This is a genomic window from Singulisphaera rosea (assembly GCF_054877945.1).
Genome location: NZ_JBTYIP020000025.1, coordinates 21,702 through 40,534 on the forward strand (window position 1 = coordinate 21,702; position 18,833 = coordinate 40,534).

The following is an 18,833-nucleotide window of genomic DNA, read 5'->3' on the forward strand; positions in this document are numbered from 1 at the left end:
TGCCGGAGGGAGACGAGCCCAGTCCCCGCGCATCATTAAGCTTAGAGCGCGAAGCGACGTTCGGGAAGGAGACGATTCTTTTTCTCGACATTCTCGGCCGAAGTCCCATCCCGCAAGGAAATCACGGGTCGACTCGAAGGGGGGGGGAAAACCGGGATGAGAGGGGAGGAGAGGCAAACCAAGTAAAAATACTTACACCGATAAACCCAAGCATAATTCCTACGCGAACTTTGTCGATGCCAAGGATTCACGAAGAGACTCGACCGACTCTCGTTTTATTAGAAACCATCAAATATTACGCACATTTCCTCGCGATGACCGGGCGACGTCCTGCGGGACTTCGAACGCGAACCGGACCTAATATTACCGAATCCCCGAGGGTTTATCGCCAAATTTTGAGGCTCAACGGCATTTCGAGTCCATGGGCTTCAAGGAGGTTTGGGTCGCCCAGGATATTTCGGCTGAGGCCGTTGGCAACGACCCGACCGGCGTCGAGGAGGATCGTGCGGTTGCAAAGTTCCAGGACCATCTCGAGGTCGTGGGTCGCGATCAGCTTCGTCGCCGAGAGTCCTCGGATCAGGGCCATGAAGCGACGTCGGCCGCGAGGGTCGAGGTTGGCCGTCGGCTCGTCGAGGACCAGGACCGACGGGTTGCAGGCAAGGACCCCGGCGAGGCAGACGCGCTTCCGCTCGCCGAAGCTGAGGTGGTGGGGGGCCCGGTCGGCGGCATCTTCCAGGTCCACCCGCGCCAGGCAATCCAGGGCCAGCCGGCGCGCCTCCGCCCGGCCCATCCCCAGGTTCAGCGGTCCGAAGGCCACATCTTCGATCACCGAGGTGCTGAAGAGCTGGTCGTCCGGATCCTGGAAGAGCAGGCCGACCCGGCGCCGGACTTCGGGAGCATTCTTGGCGTTGACCTCGAGCCCGTCGATCCAGACGGCCGGCTCGCCGTTGCGCGAGGCCCGGGAGTCACCGTGCGAGTGAACGGGTTGGGCCTTCGCCGTCCCGGGCAGGAGCCCGTTGAGGTGGAGCAGGAACGTGCTCTTGCCCGCGCCATTGGGGCCGACGAGGGCCACGGTTTCCCCCGGCATGATCGTCAGGTCGACGCCCCGGAGGGCCTGGCGGCCGTCGGGATAGCGGTACATGAGGTCTCGCACGCGGACGGCGGGGACGGCGTCCGGATCGGGAGTGGGGGGCGGGGGCGAGGGTGTCGTTTCGTCGTCGTCCACGGGTCTCATCGCGTCGGGCCGTCGGCCTCGTCGAGCGTCCGGAGGGTGCCGTCCCAACCCCTTGCCAACATCGCCGCGTGGACGCGTTCGCCTCGTTCGAAGGCGCGGAGGAAGAGGAGGCCGATCAGGCCCGTGAGCAATCCCCAGTCGAGCCTCCCCGAGCGGCGGAACGTCCGCGCCCGGCGTGCCTGGACCATCCGGTCGAGCTCGTCGGCCAGCACGTGCAGGTAACGATACATGAACTGCAAGGTCGTCGCCAGCGGGGCGGGCATCCCCAGCCGCCGCATCGCCGCCAGCAGCTTGCGGAACGGGGTCACGTTGACCAGTGTGAGCGTCGCGAGGAACGCCAGGCTGTTCTTGGCGACGATCGCGAGCGCTACAACCAACGCCCCGTGCTCGCGGCGATCGGGGTGCGACTGAGCGACGGCGAACGCCAGGAACCCGACCAGCGCCAGGAACCCCAGCCAGCGCGACCAGAGCACTCGCGGCGGGACGCCCGAGAGCCCGATGACGAAGACCAGAAGTAGCCCCTCGGCCGCCATCACCGGCCAGCGGCCGATCGGCGTGGCGACCACCGCGACGACGTACGCGAGCGTCACCAGCAGCTTCGGCCTGGCGTCGAGCCGATGGAGCGGCCCGTTCCCTTCGCTATAGCGTTCGAGCGAGTCAAGCCGCATCCGGGGCGACCCCGTCGGTGCCTCGCCTCGAGAACCCTCGAGCCAGCAGGAAGCCGACCCCGAAGACGACCAAGGTCCCCACCAGCCCGGCAACCGCCGTCGCGAGCTTGACGTGGCCGTTGGCGAGCGCCGTGACCTGGTAGTCGGGGATCGGGGCGGGGATCAGGGAAGGCGCCTCACCCTTCAGGAACCCGAGCTTCTCGCCCACGTATTCGAGCCCGTCGGGGTGCTCGGAGGCGAACGGGGCGAGGAAGACGCCGACCGCGACCGCGATCCCCAAGCCTGCGGCAAGGACCTGCCAGGAGCCGGGCAGCTCCCGCGTTTCCAGCTTCTCGGGGAGATAGACGAGGTCGGGCCGGGTCGTCAGGATGAACCGGAGGACGAGCCCTGTGACGATCGCTTCGCCGAGGCCGATCCCCGCATGGACCAGGGCCATCCAGCTCAGCACGCGGAAGAACTCCGCCCAGCCGCTGGAGAACGCGAGCTCGAGTGCAAAGGCCCCCGAGGCGAGCAGAACCGAGAACCAGGCCGCGACCATCGCCCCGATCAAGACTCCGGACCGGCCGCCGATCGCGCGTCGGATCGGGTCGTAGATCGCGTATCCGCCGACCGCGCCGATCAGCCCCATGTTCACGAAGTTCGCGCCCAGGGCCGTGAGTCCGCCGTCGCCAAAAAGCAGGGCCTGGACGATCAAGACCGCCGCGATCACCACCGCGCCGGCCCAGGGCCCGAGCATCACCGCCGCCAGGACCCCGCCGAGCAGGTGCCCCGAGATCGGCAGCGGCCCGACCGGGAAATTGACCATCTGCGCCGCGAAGACGAAGGCCGACATCGTCCCCATCAGCACGGTCGTCCGCTCGCCCAACCGCGCCTCGAGCGACCGCAGGCCCGCCCAGAGCCCCGCCGCCCCCACCGCGCCCGTCGCCGCCGCCACCGCCGGAGTCAACACGGCCTCGGGGATATGCATGAGCGCCGACCTCGATTACGAACGCCCGTGGATGCGTGGGGATGGCCCTTCGACGGGCCGACCGGACTCACCCCATCGTAACCCGCGTGTGTCGAATCGTCAAAAACTTCATACCGCGATTTTGGACCTGCGGGCCTGCTGGGCTGGGGAGGTTTCACCACAAAGGCACAAAGGGCACAAAGGGAAAAAGCAGGCGACCGTCACGAGGAGGGCTCCCCTTCGCAAGGCATTTGTTCTACAATTGTCACAGGCACATCCGCAGGGTTCGAGAAACGACAAGCTCGAGGGGGAGGAACCGACGATGCACTCCGATCCGCGACCCGGTTTCAAGCTGATCGAGTTGCTGGTGCTCATTTTCATTCTCGGCATCTTAATGGCGATCCTGCTCCCCGAATTGAACTCCCGTTCGGGCTGTGGTCGAAGGGAACAATGCCAGAATAACCTGCGGCAGATTGGGCTTGGTTTGCTCGGCTACGCCAACACCTACGGTTCCTTCCCTAACGCCGGGACGTTTTTTGACGACCCGACCATCCACCAGGGCGACCCCACTAAATCGAACATCTACCGAACCTTGTACGATCCCGGCGCGGTCGACGGTACTCCTGCGCCCTGGCTTCGAAGTTGGATCGTCGACATCCTCCCCTACATCGACAGCCAGGAGCTTTACAACGGCTGGAACAAGGACCAGAGCTACCTGTCGTCAGATTTGAGCCAGGGTCGACCAAGCAACCTGGAGATCGCATCGACCGCGATCGGGATCCTCCGCTGCCCTGATGACAACACCACCGTACCGAACGCGGGAAACCTCAGTTACGCTGTCAACGGCGGCTTCGCCCGATGGTATCCCGACCCCGTCTCCTGGACCGGGAGCAAGACGGACGGCCAACCCAAGAACGGCGACGTCCTCCGTTGGGTCGCGCCTGAAGCCGATTGGACCCAGGGACAGGCCGTCGGCAAGAAGCTCGGCGTGTTGTTCCTCGCCACTCACACCGGCGACCAACCCTGGGACATCAAGATCACGCCCACCGACATTGCCGACGGCGCCAGTTCTACGCTACTCGTCGGCGAGAACACCCTCGTCGGGTATTCCAAGGGAACTCCTTATTCCGGAGGACAGCCCACCAATTGGGCCTGCCCGCTGCCGAACTTCTCCATGTTCCTCGCCTCCGACGACGTCTGCCACCTGGGCGGCTCGGCCACCGATTGCCTCGGCGGGCTATTGGCGATACAACCCCACAACCTCGACGGACCGAACTGGGCCCTTGCCAACAAAGAAGGGACCTTTGAAAACATGAACTTCGGAGTCGCGTTAACCGTCGAGGGCTCATTCCCGTTCGTCAGCAGCGCGCACCCTGGCGGAGCCAACTTCGTCTTCTGCGATGGAGCCGTGCGCTTCGTCAAGAGCACGATCGCTGGGACCGTCTACGCCAAACTCATCACCCCGGCGGGCAGCAAGCTGCCGGCCGAAATTCAACAGGCCGGCCTCTCACAAGACGATTTCGCTCAGTAGCACGATCGTCATTTCTCCACTGCTGAAGATCCGAGCGACCGTCCCGAGCCATTCGAGGGCGAGGAGCGCGGAGGGTTGATCCGGAGGGACCGACAATGAACACCGACCCGCGACGTGGATTCAAGCTGATCGAGCTGATGGTGGTCATCTTCATCTTCGGCGTGATGTGCGCGATCTTCGTCCGGGGCGTGGGGATTTCTGAAGGTGTCTCCTGCCGTTCCTCGTGTCAGAACAATATGCGTCAAGTCGGGCTGGGCCTCCTCGGCCACCTCAATGCCAAGGGAGCCTTTCCCAATGCCGGGACATTCTTCGATGACCCGGCCGTCCACGGAGGCGACCCGACGAAGTCGAGCCTTCTCCGGGCGATCCAGGCCCCGAGCACCATCCAAGATCGCCCCCGGCCCTGGCTGAGAAGCTGGGTCGTCGACATACTCCCGTACATCGATTCTCAGGAACTCTATAACGCCTGGAATATGCAAGCGAATCACTTATCTTCGACGGGGATGCCAAGCAACCTTCAAATCGCGACGACCGCGATCGGCATCCTGCGCTGTCCCGAAGATGAGTCGGCCGTGACGCACCAGGGCAACCTGAGTTACGTGGTCAATGGAGGGTTCGCCCGATGGTATCCCATCCCCATCTCCTGGAACGGGAGCCCGACGGTGGGATCTTCGCGGAATGGAGAGACCCTGCGATGGACTGAAACGAGAAACGACTGGGCGCGGAGTCAGGCCGTCGGCAAAAAGCTCGGCGTGATGTTCCTCGGGACGCACACCGGGGATCAGCCCTGGGATATCAAAACGAGTCCCGCCGACCTCATCGACGGCGCCGGCAACACGCTCATGGTCGGCGAGAACTCCCTCGCCGGTTATACCAATGGGACTCTCCTTTCGGGGGGAGTCGAGACCAACTGGGCTTGTCCGCTTCCAAACTTCTGCATGTTCCTCGGATCCGACGACGTCTGCCGATCGGGGCGGTCTGTCACAGACTGCCTCGCCGGCCAGTTGGCACCGATGCCGGGCGGCGGTGATGGTGAAGGGTGGTACGCAGCCAACCAAGGGTGGACCTTCGAGAACATCAACCATGCGAGGGCAGCAACCGCCGAAGGCTCGTTCCCCTACGCCAATAGTCGACACCCCGGCGGGAGCAACTTCCTCTTCTGCGACGGCGCCGTGCGATACATCAACGAGACGGTCCAGGGTTCCGTCTACGCCAAGTTCCTCACCCCGGCGGGTGAAGCCCTGCCGCAAGCCCTCCGGCAACAGCCCCTCACTCAGGCTGAGTTCGGTAATTGAGAAAAGCCCATCGACGCTTCAGGCTTCCGAGGTCGATGCTTTCGATCGATTCGTCGAGCCCGCCCGAATAATCGTCGTCCACGCGACGTCGAAGTGTGAGAGTCACCACCGCTAGAAGCGAGCCTCCGAGGCAGATCGGCGCAAACTCCGGCCGCTCGGATCGAATCGGGGTGCAGGGGCCTTCGGCTCCTCCCGTACCTCGCATCTTGCTATCGACATTCACGAATATTGGGGACGACTCTCGGTTCAAACGCCGAGAGGGGAGGGATCGCGATGCGCGCTTCGGGGACGATGGCGATCGGTTGGGTCTTGGTATTGGCCTGGTGGGCAGGGGGCGAGGAAGAGGCGGCCGCCGTCGAGAGGACGAGTCGAGGGGCCAAGCTTGTCGTCGGCAAGGAACTCTTCCAGAGAGAGTGGGTCGTCGACGACCCCCGGAGCCACGGTGGCGACGGCCTGGGTCCGGTCTACAACGGGAGTTCCTGCCTCGCCTGCCACAATCAGGGTGGCGTGGGAGGCGGGGGAAGCTCGGAGAACAACGTTGAGATCCTGACTCCCATCGCCCTCACGGGTCCCGGCCAGGAGACCCTCTCGCTGCAAGAGTTCGCCCGCAGGGTGAAGAATACGACGGGCTTCACCACCTTGGGGAGTGTGATCCTCCACAAGTTCGGCACCGACCCTGGATACCCCACCTGGCGAGCCTCGGATCGGGTCCAGGGCCGCAACGCGAGTGGCTTCCGCATGCGATCGTCTTCCCGCAATACACCCGCAGTCTTCGGGGCGGGGCTGATCGATACGATCCCGAACCACGTGATCGAGGCCCAGGTGCAAGGTCGGGGCGTTCGTGAGTTTCCCGAGATCCTCGGCCGGGTCGGGCGCACGCCGAGCGGGGAACTCGGCCGGTTCGGATGGAAGGCCCAGACGGCGAGCCTGGAGGATTTCGTCCTGACCGCCTGCTCCGTCGAACTCGGCCTGGAGGTCCCCGACCACGGCCAGTCTGCCGACCCGCTGGCCCCGGATCGCAAGGCCCCGGGCCCCGACCTGACCCGTGACGAATGCAACGCTTTGGTGGCTTATGTCGCCTCGCTCCCCGCACCAGGCCACCGCGCCCCCTTCAACCAGACGCAGGCGGAGACCATCGTCGCGGGCGAGGCGACCTTCCGATCGATCGGATGCGCCGCGTGCCATACGCCCAACCTGGGGCACGTCGAAGGTCTCTACGGCGACCTCATCCTCCACGACATGGGAGGCTCCCTGAGTGACGCCGCCACCTACTACGGCAGCCCGACCTCGCCCGCCGACTTGATTGTCGATGCGGAGTCAGCGTCCTCAACCAACGGCCGCCGAGGTTCCCCGCCAAGACTAGCCGATGAGCTCCCCGCAGGCCCTCAGGAATGGCGGACCCCTCCTCTCTGGGGAATCCGCGACTCCGCCCCCTACCTCCACGACGGCCGCGCCGCCAACCTCAACGACGCGATCCTCGCACACGGCGGCGAGAGCGACGCCACCACTCTACGCTACAGCCGCCTGAGCAAGGCGGAGAGGTCGCAACTCACGGTCTTCCTCATGTCGCTGACCGCCCCACGGGTGGTCGTGCAACATCATGCGGGGACACCGCGCCGACAATAAGACAATGCAATAGCCCAACTGTACGATATTTCATTCTGTGAATAGGGTAGCCGCGGATGGAACAACCGTGGTCGCGCAGCGACAAGAGGCCCCTGGCAAGCCATGGACGTCGAAGAAGTCGTGGCAGATATGCCCCTCAACACGGTCGGTGCCTATCTCAGTGACCCATGGTCCGATCAGAGCCATTCCTTCAATGCCTTGAACGCCTGGACCCCGTCGAACGAATGGCCGGCGTCGAAGAAGGCGTGGGCGACGTGGCGGTCGGCCCCTCGGATGCGATAGATGCGTTCGAGGTCGCGGAGGGCGGCACGCACGCCGGGCTCGGGGAAGATGCGGTCGGCGGTGCCGCTCTCGCAGAAGAGGTAGCGAGGGGCGATCAGTCCGGCGACGTCGGCGGCCTCGAACCAGCGGAGGATGCCCGGGACGTAGTTGTCGATGCAGTGCGCGACGCTGTAGATCGAGTCCTTGAAGGTGCAGTATGAGCCCGAGAGGACCGCGGCCTTGATCCGATCGTCAAGCGCGGCGGCGTAGAGCGTGATGGTCCCGCCGCCGGAGATCCCCATCATGGCCATCCGCTTGGGGTCGACCTCCGGGAGCGTTTCGAAGAGGTCGAGGGCCCGCATGGCGTCCCAGGTCCGCCAGCCGACCATGGTCTCGCCGAGAAGTAAGGCGGCACCGGCCGACGGTTGGCAACTGCTCGTGCCCGGCCCTTTGCGCCGCGCGGCGGGGTCGCGGCGATGGCCGAACCCGATCGGCTCGAGGGCCAGAGTCACATAGCCACGCTCGACGCACTGGACGGCGAAGTCGTGCTGGTAGCCGTCGTGGTGGTCGCGGTCCTTGCCGTCCTCGTCGATCCCCACGATCTCGTCGACCCCTCGGCCGTGTCCGGGGATGCAGACGATCGCCGGCGAAGGGCCCTTGAGTGTGTCGGGCACGAGGAGATAGCCGAAGGCCGACATGTCGGGCCGCGTCGCGAAGGTCACCGGCTTGCGATGATAACCCGGGCGCTGGACCGCCTCGCCGAAGCTCGGCTCGAGGGGAACTCGTGTCGAGGGCAGGGGACCGATCAATTCGGTGAGCTTCGCGCGGGCCGTCCGCGTCCATTCCGCCACCTGTTCCGGCGTCTCGGCGCGGAAGGCGAGTTGAGGGGCGACCTCGCGATAACGCGCCAGGGAATAGCTCAGCGAATCGAGGCGCTCGGACGTCGGGTCGGGGACGGGCATCGTGTCGATCCCTCGCAATGGGTCGGCGGAATCCAGGACGGCCACGGCGTTTTAGGGTAATGCCTCGTTCCGGCCTCGGGCAAGCGCGTCGCGGGAGGGGCTCCGCTTGCCGGAAAATGCCGATTATGCGACATACTCCCGGCGCAGGACGATCCGGGATGGGTCGGGAGACCCCCTGCGCACGGGATGACACGAGAGTCGGCGAGGATTCGGTGGACGGGCCCCTCGTCCGGACTCCGGGACGCCTTCGGGAAAGGACCCAGGGATGAGTCGAGTGCCCGAGCTGGACGCGATCCGGGGGATCGCGTCGGTGGCGATCCTGATGTTCCACCTCAGGTTCATGAAGACCTACCCCATGCTGGGTACGGCCATCGACCTCTTCTTCGTCCTCTCGGGATACCTGATCACGTCGATCCTGCTCAAGAGCGACCGCTCGTTCGGTTCGCTCCGGACGTTCTACATACGTCGAGCCTGGCGTATCTGGCCGATTTACTACCTGGCATTCGCGGTCTTCTTCGCGGTTAACGTCTGTCTTTCGCAGCCGATGCCGACCGCGGCCTGGCCGTACTACCTGTCTTACACCCAGTTCGTACCGGGTTACTGGTCGGGGAGCATGCCCCCGTTCAGCCGGCACTTCGACCATACCTGGACGCTCGCCATCGAGGAGCAGTTCTACATGGTCTGGCCGCTCCTGGTCTGCCTGACCGGGCGTCGGACCTTGATGGCGCTCGTCTTCCCGTGCCTCGCCTGCTCGGTCGTGATGCGGGCCAGTGGGTTCCCGCGAGACCTCCTCCTCTCCAGGACCGACGGCCTGGTCCTGGGCGGGTTGCTCGCGGCCTTGCTCTTCGACGGCGAACGGCTCGAACGCCATCGATCGAAGTTCCGGGCCGCGTTCGCCGTCCTCGGCACATTCGCGGCGACGGTCCCGTTCTGGGGCGGGCGAGTCTTCGGCGACGTCCCGCTCTTCTCGGGCCTCCAGGCCCACTGGCCTCGCCTGGAATGGATCCCGACCTATGTCTCGCTCTCGATCTTCCGGATGTCGGTGGTCTACTTCAGCCTCGTCGGCCTGATCGTCTGCTCGCCGGGGCATCGTTTCTTCGCCCCTTTGCGCAACAAGTGGCTCTGCCACCTCGGGCAGATCAGCTACGGCCTCTACCTCTACCACCCGTTTGTCTTCATCCTGACGATCGTGCTCCGCACGAGCCTCGGGTTCAAAGGGTCGGCCTGGTACGACGTGTTCCGCGTCGCCTGCTGCTTCGCGGCCGCCGCGCTCTCCTGGCGCTACATCGAGCAACCGCTCCTCGCGCTCCGAGACCGGATCACCGAGGGGACGGGAGGGCCGGCGAAGCCGCCCTTGAAAGGGCCTCACGCGGGTCTCGGGATGGGATCGAAGACGGAAGGTGGCATCGTCGCGGGGTCGTGACCAACAAAGGGAGGCTAGAGCGGCTCTCGCTTGCATTGCGCACGTCGGAGGAAAACGGGGACTGGCTCCCGGCAGGGTCGGACCCGGACTCTCGCGATCGACATCGAGGCCGGGTGCCTGTCCCCATTTTCCGGGCCGTCGCCGTCCGCTGCGGCGGAAACGGGGACAGGCACCTGCGCTTCGCTGCGGAGCCAGTCCCCGTTTCCGTCTCCGCTCTCGGGTTCGGGTCCCATCGTGCCGTGTGTCAGACAAACGTTAACCGCTTTAACGCCTCTCCGCAGATGCCACAGTTGGACGCAGATGAATTTTTTAGACTTTTGATTTCATCCGCGTCCAACTGTGGCATCTGCGGACAAATTTGTCTTCTCTTATTCAAGATCCATCCCTGTCTCGGAACGGGTCTTACCAGAACTTCCAGTCCCCGGTCGCGATCACGTAGAGTCCCAACGCGAGATTCGCGACGGCGTGGCTGACCAGGCAAGCCGAAACGCTCTTGGTCTGCTTGAGCAGCCAAGCCCAGGCCAGGCCGGTGAGCAGGGCCGGGAGCCACTCGGGGTGCGCGAGGCCGAAGCAGGCCGAGGTGACGCCCACGGCCATCGGGGTGACCTGGCCGATCGGGACGAGGGTGAAGTCGGGCTCGACGATCCAACGGATCAGGAACGACCGCCAGAACAGCTCTTCGATCAGGGGTACGAGGGCCACCAGGCCGACCAGGCGGATCGCCAGGAAGGCCGAGCGAGCGGTCGGGGAGAGCGCATTCGGGTCGAACGCCGTCCGGGTGCCGAGGAACGGGAGCGAGGGATAGAGCCCGTCCAAGCCGACCCAGACCGCGGTGACGACGAGGCCAAGTCCCGAGGCGAGCCCGACGGCTCCCCAGCTCGGGCGAGGACGGAGGTCTTGCCACGCGGAACGGCACGCCCAGGCGAGGATGGCGACGACCACGACCTTGGCCGCATAGGCCACAGGATACCAGAACGGGTCGGGATAGCCTCCCGGTTGGGGCAGGTAGCCCTCCAGCGAGGTGAGGGCCAGGAACCCGGCCATCGGGATCACATAAGGGAGCGCCCGGAGGTCGGGGGCCCCAGAGCCTTTCGCGTCGGGTCCGCTCATCGGTCGGCAGGTGCTCCGGCGAGGAGGTCGAGCAGGGCGGGGTCGTCGAGCCGGGGGATGATCATCGAGGCGATGTCGCGCAGGCCCTCGGCGGGGCTGTGCTCGTGCGGCACCCCGACGGCAAACGTCCCGGCGGCCTTCGCCGCCGTCAGACCCGCCACGCTATCCTCGAGCACGAGGACCGACGACGGGGACACCCCGAACCGCGCCGAGGCCGCGAGATAGATCTCGGGGTCGGGCTTCCCTCGACTCACATCCTCGCCCGTCAGCACGAACGAGAACCGGTCGAACAGTCCATGCCCCCGCAACAACCCTTCCGCATACGTCCGATGCGACGAGGTCGCCACGGCCCTGGGTAGCTTCACGGTCTCGAGATGGTCGAGGAGCGCGATCAGGCCGGGCGTCGGGTGGATCGCGGCGTCGGCCTCGGCGTAGAAGCGTTGGGTCGCTTCCTCTTTCAACGCCTCGATCGACTCTTCCAACTCCGCAATCCGACGGAGCGAAGGCCACGCCTCGTCGGCCCGACGGCCGATCATCGCCCCCATGATCTCCCGGGTCAACAACTTCCCCCGCGCGGCCAGCATCGCGGCGAGCACCCGATGGAACAACGCCTCCGTGTCGAACATCAGGCCGTCGAGGTCGAACACCACTGCGAGGATCGGACCCGGCATCATCAAAGACCTACGGAGGGAGGGGGAGGATTCACCACAAAGGCACAAAGGACACGAAGAATTCAAATTAAATCAAATTTATTTTTTTAATTCTTGCATTTTTTCCTCCGTGCCCTTTGTGGTGAATCCTCCTCCCCATCTTCACACCCTCCGCCCCCGCACGCTCTCGGGGAAGAGCTGGGCCTGTTCGAGGTTGCCGGCATCGTCGAAGGGGATTTCGGAGAATGGAGATTCGAACGAGAGGTTCGGGTCGGCCTCGACGTCGGCGGCCAACGCGGGGGTGACGTAGAGGGTGGCGAGCTCGAGGGTGTTGGGGATGATAACCATCCTCGCCTCGGAGCGGGCGATCCGCCAGCAGGTGTCGAGGCTGGCGGCGAGGACCTCGCGGTCGTCGGACAGGGACAGCGGGATCCTCGCGCGGGTGAGGAAGTTGGACGTCATGCTGTTGAGCCGCATCGGGACCGGGTCGACCGCCCGGGCCAGACGTTCGGTCGTCAGATCAGCCAGGCCGATCCCGAGTGCGTTGCCCCGGGTCTCGACGGAGAGGTCGAGGACCGCGAGTCTCGTCACGATGGGGCGGGGGAGGTCGGGCATCGTCTCGACCCGCTGCCGGCCGATGACGTTGGGGTCGAGCCCGGTGCCGCTGTAGTTCTTGCCGAGCTCGCCGACGACGAGGACGTCGATCTGGTCGAACGGGAGGCGGGCCATCAGGACCCTCGCCTCGTCGAGGAGTTTGGGCTCGACCTCGAGCAGGTCCTCGGGCTCGACGGCAACCACGCGGGAGGTGCGTTCCTCGGCGTTCTCGAGCAGCGCGATCCCGAGGGCCACCGGCGTCTTCTCGAGCAGGAACGCGCCGACTTCCGGGAGCATGCGCTTCAGGCCCGGGAGCCCGAGCTTGTGGACCTGGGCGGCCCCTTGCCGCTTGCCCAGGCCGATCGTGAGCATCTTGAGCAGGCCGCTCTCGTATCGCCCGGTAAACGACGTGTGGGGCTTGATCCGATTCAGCAGGACGATACCGTCGGCCTCGTACGCATTCTTGTCGAAGTGGATCGGCAGGCCGAAGCCATCGGTGCCGAGGACGACCGTGTCCATCTCGGAGCGGATCGGGCAGCCGACCGCATCTTCCGTGACGCCGAATTCGGCGAGCATGGCGCGCTGGCCTTCGGCGGTGCCGCCGCCGTGGCTCCCCATCGCGGCCACGACGAACGGGGAGAAACCGAGCCCCTTGAGCGTGTCGACGGCGGCCTTGGCGATGCGGTCGATCCCGACGATCCCCCGGCTCCCGACCGTGACGGCGACGGTCGCGCCCGGCTTGAGCCTGGCGGAGATCCGGCTCGATCGGATGGTGTCGGCGATGGCCGCGGGGACGTCGGCGACTTCGGGCTGGTGGACGGACTGGCGGACTCGGGCGATCGGTGGGAAGCTCATCGGTACTCGCTTCGGTTGGCTCGCGAGGGTGGGCCTTCGCGTCGCGGGCGTCGAGGTCCGGCCGCGGGAAGGCACGGGAGATCTTACCCAAAACCCGGGGCGCGCGCCAAAGCCCCTCGCGGATGCGAGGGGCGGTCGAGGGCGACGTCACTTCGTCCGGTCCACCTGCCCCGGCATGGTGCCGGGGACGTTGGCGATCGCGAAGAGGATCGGTTCAGGCGACGGCGGGCTGGTTCTTGCGGCGGACCCGGCGCACCAGGCCGACGGCTCCGACCATGCCGGCCCAGGCGAGGACCGTGGTCGGCTCGGGGGCCGGGATCGGGTCGATCGAGCCGCCGGTCGCGGCGTAGGAGGTCGTGACCTGCGAGCCCGGGTTGATCGGGGTCGAGCCCAGGATCGCGACGTTGGTCTTGGTGAACGGCTGGGTCGACAGCACGACGTAGGTGGCGCTGTGGGCACCGGCATTGAGGGCGGTGATCTGCTTGGTCGGGTCGAAATAGGTGGTCAGCAGCGACCCGTTCGCCGTGCTCGGCTGCCAGTAGACGGTCGGGGAGAGGATCCCCTGGCCGGCAGCCGCCGAGGGGGCACCGATGCCGCCGACCGCGCCGTCCTTGATCACGTAGCCGTAGCTCGTCGAGCCCGCGCCGGTCAGGTCGGAGCCGACCGGGGTCGCGTTGAAGGTCATCGAGGTCGCCTGGAGGTTGACCGTGGACGCGCTCGACGGGTTCGAGTTCAGGTCATACTGGTAGGCGTAGGCGTAGAGGCCCGCGGCGGCCCCCGTCCCCTTGAAGACCTCCGAGACCACGTTCCCGGACGGGTCGGTCTGGCCCAGGTAGGTGAACGGGGACGACATGGTCGGCGCGCCGTCGACCGGGGTGAACAGGGCGTTGAACTGGGACGCCGACATGTCGGAGAGGCTCAGCGACTGGATGGTGTCGGCGTGCGCTTTCGGAGCGGCCAGGCCCAGGGTCAGACCGGCCGCCAGGGCGAGAGGAACGATGAGCTTGTTCATTCTTAACGATCTTCCAGGGTTGATCTGAAGGGGTTCGACCTGCGAACCCGAGTGTCTCGTGCGAGTCAGTCCGTTACTCGCCGACCGGAGGACGACTCCGGGCTGGCCCCGCGCACCGGGGATGATCCTGGTTGCGCGTCGGGCGCGGAGAAACCGATTCGTCTACCCCGGATCGGGCCGACTACCGGCTCTCTCGAGCTCACTCCCTCGGGCGGGTGCTCGTGTTCCGACCTTCGATCCGACCGACGTCGCCTGTTCGGCTCCGCGGGCGGGCTCCGGCCGCTGTCGAGTCACCCGTCGCGCTGGCGGACGCAAGAGGAGTTCTGCTCGACTCGGGAATCTCGACGCGACTCAAACGAGTCACGGTCCAGTCCCAAGGCGGCGTGAGGGTAGCAGTCGGCTCCCGGACGGTCAACCCGACTTTACCCTTGTAATGAAGCCCTTAACACTTATTAAGATCAGCGAGAATTCGGCTCGAGCGGAGGGGCCTGGCCAGCGTCGACCGGAGGGAGGACCGGCGGAGCCGCCGAGGGGCCGCCCGGGGCTTCGAGGGGGGGAGGCGGCGAGGCCGCCTCGACTTCGGGCAGGGGTCCGGCAGGCTCGGCGGGGGCACGCTCCTGAGGCGGAGGTGCCGGCGGGTTCGTCACCGCGGCTCCCTTGGGAAGCGGATGGAGATCGTCGGGGGGGAGTGGCGCATCGTCGGCCACCAGGACCGGGGGGCCGACGGGAAGGCCCGCCCGCATCCGCCCCTTATAGTATCGGTGGAGCAGCCAGGCCCCCAGGGCGACAGCGACCGAGGCCGTCAGCCAGTGCTTCATCTGGTCGAAGTTGCTCTGGATCTGGTGCGCGAAGATGTAGCCGAGCCCGAACATCAGCAGCGTGCTCAACGACGCGGCGAAGGCGTCGGTCAAGAACAGCTTCAGCGGCGGGAGCTTCAGGATCCCGGCCGTCAGATAGGCCGCGGTCCGGAACCCGACCGCGAATCGGCCGAGGATCAGGATCTTGAAGCCGTGGCGGTGGAAGTAGCCCTTGATCTGGGCCTCGCGAGCCCGGGTCAGGAATTGGCGCGTCAGCCTCAGGCTGAGGACCTTCTCGCCGTAGAAATAGCCGAGGAAGTAGACGATGAAGTCGCCGAGCAGGACCCCGACGAAGCACGAGGCCAGGGCGATGGGCCACCACATCTTCTCGTTCTTCGAAAGGACGGCCGCCAGGATGATCGGCGCCTCCTCGGGGACCGGAAGCCCCAGGCCGCCCAACACCAACAGCAGCGCGATCCCCAGGTAGCCGAGTTTTCCGACCAGTGCTTCCGCCAAACCCGACTCCCCGACTCGCCACCCTCGCCCGATCCGACCCCGTCGTCGAGATTGGTATCATAACGCCCAGAGATCGTCGAGGGACACGCCTCCTGCCGAACCTTTCGTGGCAAAGTCCCCGGACTCTCGACATCAACCGGGCCGGCCGGGGCATCCTCGGCTCCCCGTTCTACCATAAAGATGCGGGCGTCTGCATCGGCACATGGCGTCTTGCACACCAATGCTTTGATGTAACCGAGGGAGGCGATCCACCTTCGAGCCACGACGGAAGTCGGGAATTCCCGGGGATTTGGCTCCCCGGCAGGTGCCGAGATGGCGGAGTGGCCGGCGAGTCGACCTTGACCGGAATGGCGATCGCGGTTAGGTTCCGCTCAGAATCCAAGGAAGGGTTGTCGAGAGCCAACGCGAGTTGGAGCGCCAGGCCCCGCTGGATAGCGCGGGCCAGGGTAGACGATCGGCTCGCGATCTCATCTTCGATGCAGGCCGCCTTCTCAAGGAGGAGAAGACTTCATGCCGTCCCAAGACCGCCGGGCCGCCGCCCGCCGCCGCGCCTGGGGGCGCGGACCAATCATTCTCCGCTTCGAATCCCTTGAGGGCCGGCAACTGCTCGCGGCGAACGCATTGCCCGACCTCGTCGGGAATGCCGTGATCACGTCGACCCCCTCGGCCGACTGGGGCGATTCCTTCAACGTCGTCGGCTCCGTCCTGAACCAGGGCAAGGGGACGGCGAACGAGTCATTCCAGGTCCAGCTCTACGCCTCGACGACCCCTGGCATCGGCCCCAAGTCGATCCCTTTGGGCGAGGTCACGATCCCCGGCGGACTCGCGGCTGGGCAGACCGCCTCGTACAACGAGACCGTGACGCTGCCGACCACACCGCTCTCGGGATTCTCGGGGAAGCCCGTCTACATCAACGTCTGGGTCAACCCCGACGGCGCGGTCAAGGAAGGCAACACGAGGAATAACCACGGGGTCGGCAAGGGGCGCGATACCGGAGTCATCGGCATCGCCCCGACTCCGCCGTCGGACCTCGAGGGGAGCTCGCTCTCGCTGTCGAGCAGCCAGGTCACCTGGGGCCAGCAGGTCACGGTAACCGCCCAGGTCCGCAACAACGCCCAGGGCGCGGCCCCCGCGACGAGGGCGGCGGTCGTGCTGACCCCGGCCGGCGACAAGTTCGGCACCGACGCCGACGTCACCGTCGGCTACGTCAACGTCCCGGCGGTCCCCGCCTGGCAGACGGTGAACGTCGTCCAGACGATCACCCTGCCCGCGGCGGCACCGACAGCCCTGGGCGACGCCACGGGCTTCGTCCTGTCGCTCGTGCAGGACGCCGACTACGTGACCGACCCGATGTATCCCCACCAGCCTTCGCAGGGGACCGGGCTCGACCTCGTCCCGATCACGATCACGACCGACCCGAACTCGACCGCCAAGCCGACCCCCATCACCGACCTCGCCGCAGGCGCGATCCAGGCGCCTTCGGACACGCTCGCCTGGGGCCATAGCTTCCAGGTCACCGGCACCGTGCAGAACGTCGGGCAGGCCGACGCCGGGCCATTCCACGTCAGCTTCCTCCTGACCGGCGCCAACGGCACACTCGACCGCGCCATCTATATCGGCGGGGCCGACGTCGCCGGCCTGAAGGCCGGCGCCAACCAGGACATCACCCAGACCTTGAACCTGCCGAACCGGCTCCCCAACGGCGTGACCCTCAGCAGTGCCGCCCTCGGCCGGATCGCGATGATTGTCGACCCCGAGGACGTGGTCAACGACACCGTCCGGACGAACAACCTCTCGGAGTCGAACCCGGTCAAGCTCCGGGTGCTCGGCACCGACGGCAGCAGCACCGTCCCCACCCAGGCCGCCGCGGGGATCACCCTGGGCACGGTCAAGACGGCGGGGACCCTCCACCCGATCGGTCAGGGGCAGACGGCCGCCCAGGCCGCGCTCAACGCGGCCGCGGCCCAGCGCCGGCTCCACCGCCGATACGTCCCCAAGTCGCACAGCGTCGCGTCCCAGGTCGAACACAAGCTGCGCGTCTTCCCCGACAAAGTCAGCAGTTTCTTCAACGACCTCTTCAAATAGGCGAGTCGACCCCACGAGTCAACATCCAACCCCGGCGAGGGGTGCAAACTCACCCCTCCCGCCCTCATTTCGCCGTCCGAATCATGCCGTGTAACCAGTAGAACCCGAAGCTTTTCTGGCAATTTGCCCAGCTTACGGTCGTCCTGGGAAAAACTTGAGACAAAATCTAAATTAAATGGGCGATTTATTGAAGACTGGCAATTTCCTGGCTATGCTTGCACAGATCAACCCGGTTGGCGCCGACGGGTTGAGCCGGACCGGCTGATAGGGGGTAGGGATGCCCCGCCCTGATTGCCTTCGAGGAGCTTCCCGAGATGTCCAGCGACCGGCTGAATGCACTATCCTCTGACGCGGTAACGAATGCAAGCGGGTTGGTCGAGGCGCGGTTCATCCCGCAACGGTATGAGCCCAACTATCCTTATCCGCTCCTGGTGCTGCTCCACTCCCGAGGGGGTGATGAAGAGCAGATGGTCCGGTCGATGCCGGCACTCAGTTGGCGGAACTATGTCGGCTTGAGCCTGCGAGGACCCGAGGTGGTGGCGAAGCGAGGCCGCCCGGACGGCCATGGGTGGGGCGCCGCCTATGCCCGCCCCGACCGTCGAGCCCCTCGTCCGGTCTCTCCCCTTTCCGACGGGGAGATCGTGCGGCAGAGCCTCCAGGACGGCTTGTCCGACCCGATCGACAAGCTCGAAGACGGCATCTTCTCGGCGATCCGCCAAACGCGACGGGCCCTGCACGTCCACTCGGAGCGGATCTTCCTGGTCGGCTGCGGAGAAGGAGCCGCCGTCGCTTATCGCCTGGGCCTGAGCTACCCGGAACGCTTCGCGGGCGTCGTGGCCATCAACGGCTGGTTGCCGGGCGACTTCCGCCCGTTGAGCCGGCTCAAGGCTTGTCGCGACCTCCGGATCCTGGTCGTGCACGGCGAATGGAACGCGAGGGTCCCCGTCCAGGCGGCCCGTCGCGACGTCCGAGGCCTTCGCGCCGGCGGGCTTCGCGTCGCCTTCCAATCGTACCCTTGTGCCCATCGCCTGACCTCGCCGATGCTCTCGGACGTGGACACCTGGTTGATCAACCACTGCACGGCCGATCTCTGAGCCGAATCCTCGGCACAACCTTCCCCTCTCTTCATCGGCCCGCCGGAATCTTCGGCGGGATCGTTTTTTCCGGCCCCTCCCAAAAACTGATATCCCAGGAGGGACGCCGTTCCCAGCGGGCCGCCCTCGGCCTGAGGGTTGCCCGTCGGGACTTGGGTCCGAAAGGCGGGCCCA

15 protein-coding genes are annotated in these 18,833 nt (G+C 65.9%); 6 read left to right on the forward strand and 9 right to left on the reverse strand.

What is annotated here, in order from left to right; all coding sequences use genetic code 11:
• Nucleotides 1-382: 382 nt before the first annotated feature.
• From ACYOEI_RS30630 to ACYOEI_RS30640, 3 genes are all read right to left on the reverse strand, one after another.
• Nucleotides 383-1,141: an energy-coupling factor ABC transporter ATP-binding protein gene (locus ACYOEI_RS30630; protein WP_462853672.1), complete on the reverse strand. Its 759-nt coding sequence runs from the start codon at nt 1,139-1,141 to the stop codon at nt 383-385.
• An 89-nt stretch (nt 1,142-1,230) separates the two neighbouring features.
• Nucleotides 1,231-1,902 (reverse strand): cobalt ECF transporter T component CbiQ, encoded by a 672-nt coding sequence (gene cbiQ / locus ACYOEI_RS30635; protein ID WP_462853503.1) that lies wholly within the window; start codon nt 1,900-1,902, stop codon nt 1,231-1,233.
• Nucleotides 1,892-2,869 carry an energy-coupling factor ABC transporter permease gene (locus tag ACYOEI_RS30640; RefSeq protein WP_462853506.1) on the reverse strand — a complete coding sequence of 326 codons (978 nt, stop codon included), beginning with the start codon at nt 2,867-2,869 and terminating at the stop codon, nt 1,892-1,894. The genes cbiQ and ACYOEI_RS30640 overlap by 11 nt, the downstream gene beginning before the upstream one ends.
• On the opposite strand from ACYOEI_RS30640, the gene ACYOEI_RS30645 reads away from it, so the two are divergent.
• The 3 genes from ACYOEI_RS30645 (at nt 2,868) to ACYOEI_RS30655 (ending at nt 7,300) form a co-directional block, all read left to right on the forward strand.
• On the forward strand, nt 2,868-4,379 hold the full coding sequence (locus tag ACYOEI_RS30645; protein WP_462853507.1) for a DUF1559 family PulG-like putative transporter: 1,512 nt from the start codon (nt 2,868-2,870) through the stop codon (nt 4,377-4,379). The two genes, ACYOEI_RS30640 and ACYOEI_RS30645, sit on opposite strands and share 2 nt — an antisense overlap.
• Nucleotides 4,380-4,474: 95 nt before the next feature.
• On the forward strand, nt 4,475-5,674 hold the full coding sequence (locus ACYOEI_RS30650; protein WP_462853509.1) for a DUF1559 family PulG-like putative transporter: 1,200 nt from the start codon (nt 4,475-4,477) through the stop codon (nt 5,672-5,674).
• 273 nt (nt 5,675-5,947) lie between these two features.
• Nucleotides 5,948-7,300 (forward strand): di-heme oxidoredictase family protein, encoded by a 1,353-nt coding sequence (locus ACYOEI_RS30655; RefSeq protein ID WP_462853512.1) that lies wholly within the window; start codon nt 5,948-5,950, stop codon nt 7,298-7,300.
• A gap of 176 nt (nt 7,301-7,476) precedes the next feature.
• Here ACYOEI_RS30655 and ACYOEI_RS30660 read toward each other — a convergent pair whose 3' ends face one another.
• Nucleotides 7,477-8,523, reverse strand: coding sequence for an alpha/beta hydrolase family protein (locus tag ACYOEI_RS30660; RefSeq protein WP_462853514.1), 1,047 nt, complete (start codon nt 8,521-8,523; stop codon nt 7,477-7,479).
• Nucleotides 8,524-8,788: 265 nt separating this feature from the next.
• On the opposite strand from ACYOEI_RS30660, the gene ACYOEI_RS30665 reads away from it, so the two are divergent.
• A complete protein-coding gene (locus tag ACYOEI_RS30665; protein ID WP_462853516.1) occupies nt 8,789-9,946 on the forward strand; it encodes an acyltransferase family protein in 1,158 nt (385 codons plus the stop codon).
• 402 nt (nt 9,947-10,348) lie between these two features.
• Here ACYOEI_RS30665 and ACYOEI_RS30670 read toward each other — a convergent pair whose 3' ends face one another.
• The 5 genes from ACYOEI_RS30670 to ACYOEI_RS30690 all read right to left on the reverse strand — a co-directional run bounded on the left by ACYOEI_RS30670 (nt 10,349) and on the right by ACYOEI_RS30690 (nt 15,480).
• Nucleotides 10,349-11,056, reverse strand: a complete 708-nt coding sequence (locus ACYOEI_RS30670; RefSeq protein ID WP_462853517.1) for a CAAX prenyl protease-related protein — start codon at nt 11,054-11,056, stop codon at nt 10,349-10,351.
• Nucleotides 11,053-11,730 carry an HAD family hydrolase gene (locus tag ACYOEI_RS30675; protein WP_462853519.1) on the reverse strand — a complete coding sequence of 226 codons (678 nt, stop codon included), beginning with the start codon at nt 11,728-11,730 and terminating at the stop codon, nt 11,053-11,055. Before ACYOEI_RS30675 ends, ACYOEI_RS30670 begins: the two co-directional genes overlap by 4 nt.
• A gap of 138 nt (nt 11,731-11,868) precedes the next feature.
• Entirely contained in the window at nt 11,869-13,155 is a 1,287-nt protein-coding gene (locus ACYOEI_RS30680; RefSeq protein ID WP_462853521.1) for a nickel pincer cofactor-dependent isomerase, group 22, read from the reverse strand.
• 214 nt (nt 13,156-13,369) lie between these two features.
• Nucleotides 13,370-14,167 carry a hypothetical protein gene (locus tag ACYOEI_RS30685; protein WP_462853523.1) on the reverse strand — a complete coding sequence of 266 codons (798 nt, stop codon included), beginning with the start codon at nt 14,165-14,167 and terminating at the stop codon, nt 13,370-13,372.
• A 458-nt stretch (nt 14,168-14,625) separates the two neighbouring features.
• On the reverse strand, nt 14,626-15,480 hold the full coding sequence (locus ACYOEI_RS30690; RefSeq protein WP_462853525.1) for a DedA family protein: 855 nt from the start codon (nt 15,478-15,480) through the stop codon (nt 14,626-14,628).
• Between the two features lie 510 nt (nt 15,481-15,990).
• On the opposite strand from ACYOEI_RS30690, the gene ACYOEI_RS30695 reads away from it, so the two are divergent.
• The gene (locus tag ACYOEI_RS30695) at nt 15,991-17,565 is read left to right on the forward strand and encodes a CARDB domain-containing protein (protein WP_462853526.1); all 1,575 of its coding nucleotides are present in this window, start codon (nt 15,991-15,993) and stop codon (nt 17,563-17,565) included.
• 314 nt (nt 17,566-17,879) lie between these two features.
• On the forward strand, nt 17,880-18,659 hold the full coding sequence (locus ACYOEI_RS30700) for an alpha/beta hydrolase (RefSeq protein ID WP_462853527.1): 780 nt from the start codon (nt 17,880-17,882) through the stop codon (nt 18,657-18,659).
• The last annotated feature ends 174 nt before the right edge of the window (nt 18,660-18,833 follow it).

Bases quoted from the DNA above. Each gene is read 5' to 3' on its own strand.
- ACYOEI_RS30665 (WP_462853516.1), top strand. From the start codon at position 8,789: ATGAGTCGAGTGCCCGAGCTGGACGCGATCCGGGGGATCGCGTCGGTG.
- ACYOEI_RS30640 (WP_462853506.1), bottom strand. From the start codon at position 2,869: ATGCATATCCCCGAGGCCGTGTTGACTCCGGCGGTGGCGGCGGCGACG.
- ACYOEI_RS30630 (WP_462853672.1), bottom strand. From the start codon at position 1,141: ATGTACCGCTATCCCGACGGCCGCCAGGCCCTCCGGGGCGTCGACCTG.
- ACYOEI_RS30645 (WP_462853507.1), top strand. From the start codon at position 2,868: ATGAGCGCCGACCTCGATTACGAACGCCCGTGGATGCGTGGGGATGGC.
- ACYOEI_RS30695 (WP_462853526.1), top strand. From the start codon at position 15,991: ATGCCGTCCCAAGACCGCCGGGCCGCCGCCCGCCGCCGCGCCTGGGGG.
- ACYOEI_RS30655 (WP_462853512.1), top strand. From the start codon at position 5,948: ATGCGCGCTTCGGGGACGATGGCGATCGGTTGGGTCTTGGTATTGGCC.
- ACYOEI_RS30685 (WP_462853523.1), bottom strand. From the start codon at position 14,167: ATGAACAAGCTCATCGTTCCTCTCGCCCTGGCGGCCGGTCTGACCCTG.
- ACYOEI_RS30700 (WP_462853527.1), top strand. From the start codon at position 17,880: ATGTCCAGCGACCGGCTGAATGCACTATCCTCTGACGCGGTAACGAAT.
- ACYOEI_RS30650 (WP_462853509.1), top strand. From the start codon at position 4,475: ATGAACACCGACCCGCGACGTGGATTCAAGCTGATCGAGCTGATGGTG.
- cbiQ (WP_462853503.1), bottom strand. From the start codon at position 1,902: ATGCGGCTTGACTCGCTCGAACGCTATAGCGAAGGGAACGGGCCGCTC.
- ACYOEI_RS30675 (WP_462853519.1), bottom strand. From the start codon at position 11,730: ATGATGCCGGGTCCGATCCTCGCAGTGGTGTTCGACCTCGACGGCCTG.
- ACYOEI_RS30670 (WP_462853517.1), bottom strand. From the start codon at position 11,056: ATGAGCGGACCCGACGCGAAAGGCTCTGGGGCCCCCGACCTCCGGGCG.
- ACYOEI_RS30660 (WP_462853514.1), bottom strand. From the start codon at position 8,523: ATGCCCGTCCCCGACCCGACGTCCGAGCGCCTCGATTCGCTGAGCTAT.
- ACYOEI_RS30680 (WP_462853521.1), bottom strand. From the start codon at position 13,155: ATGAGCTTCCCACCGATCGCCCGAGTCCGCCAGTCCGTCCACCAGCCC.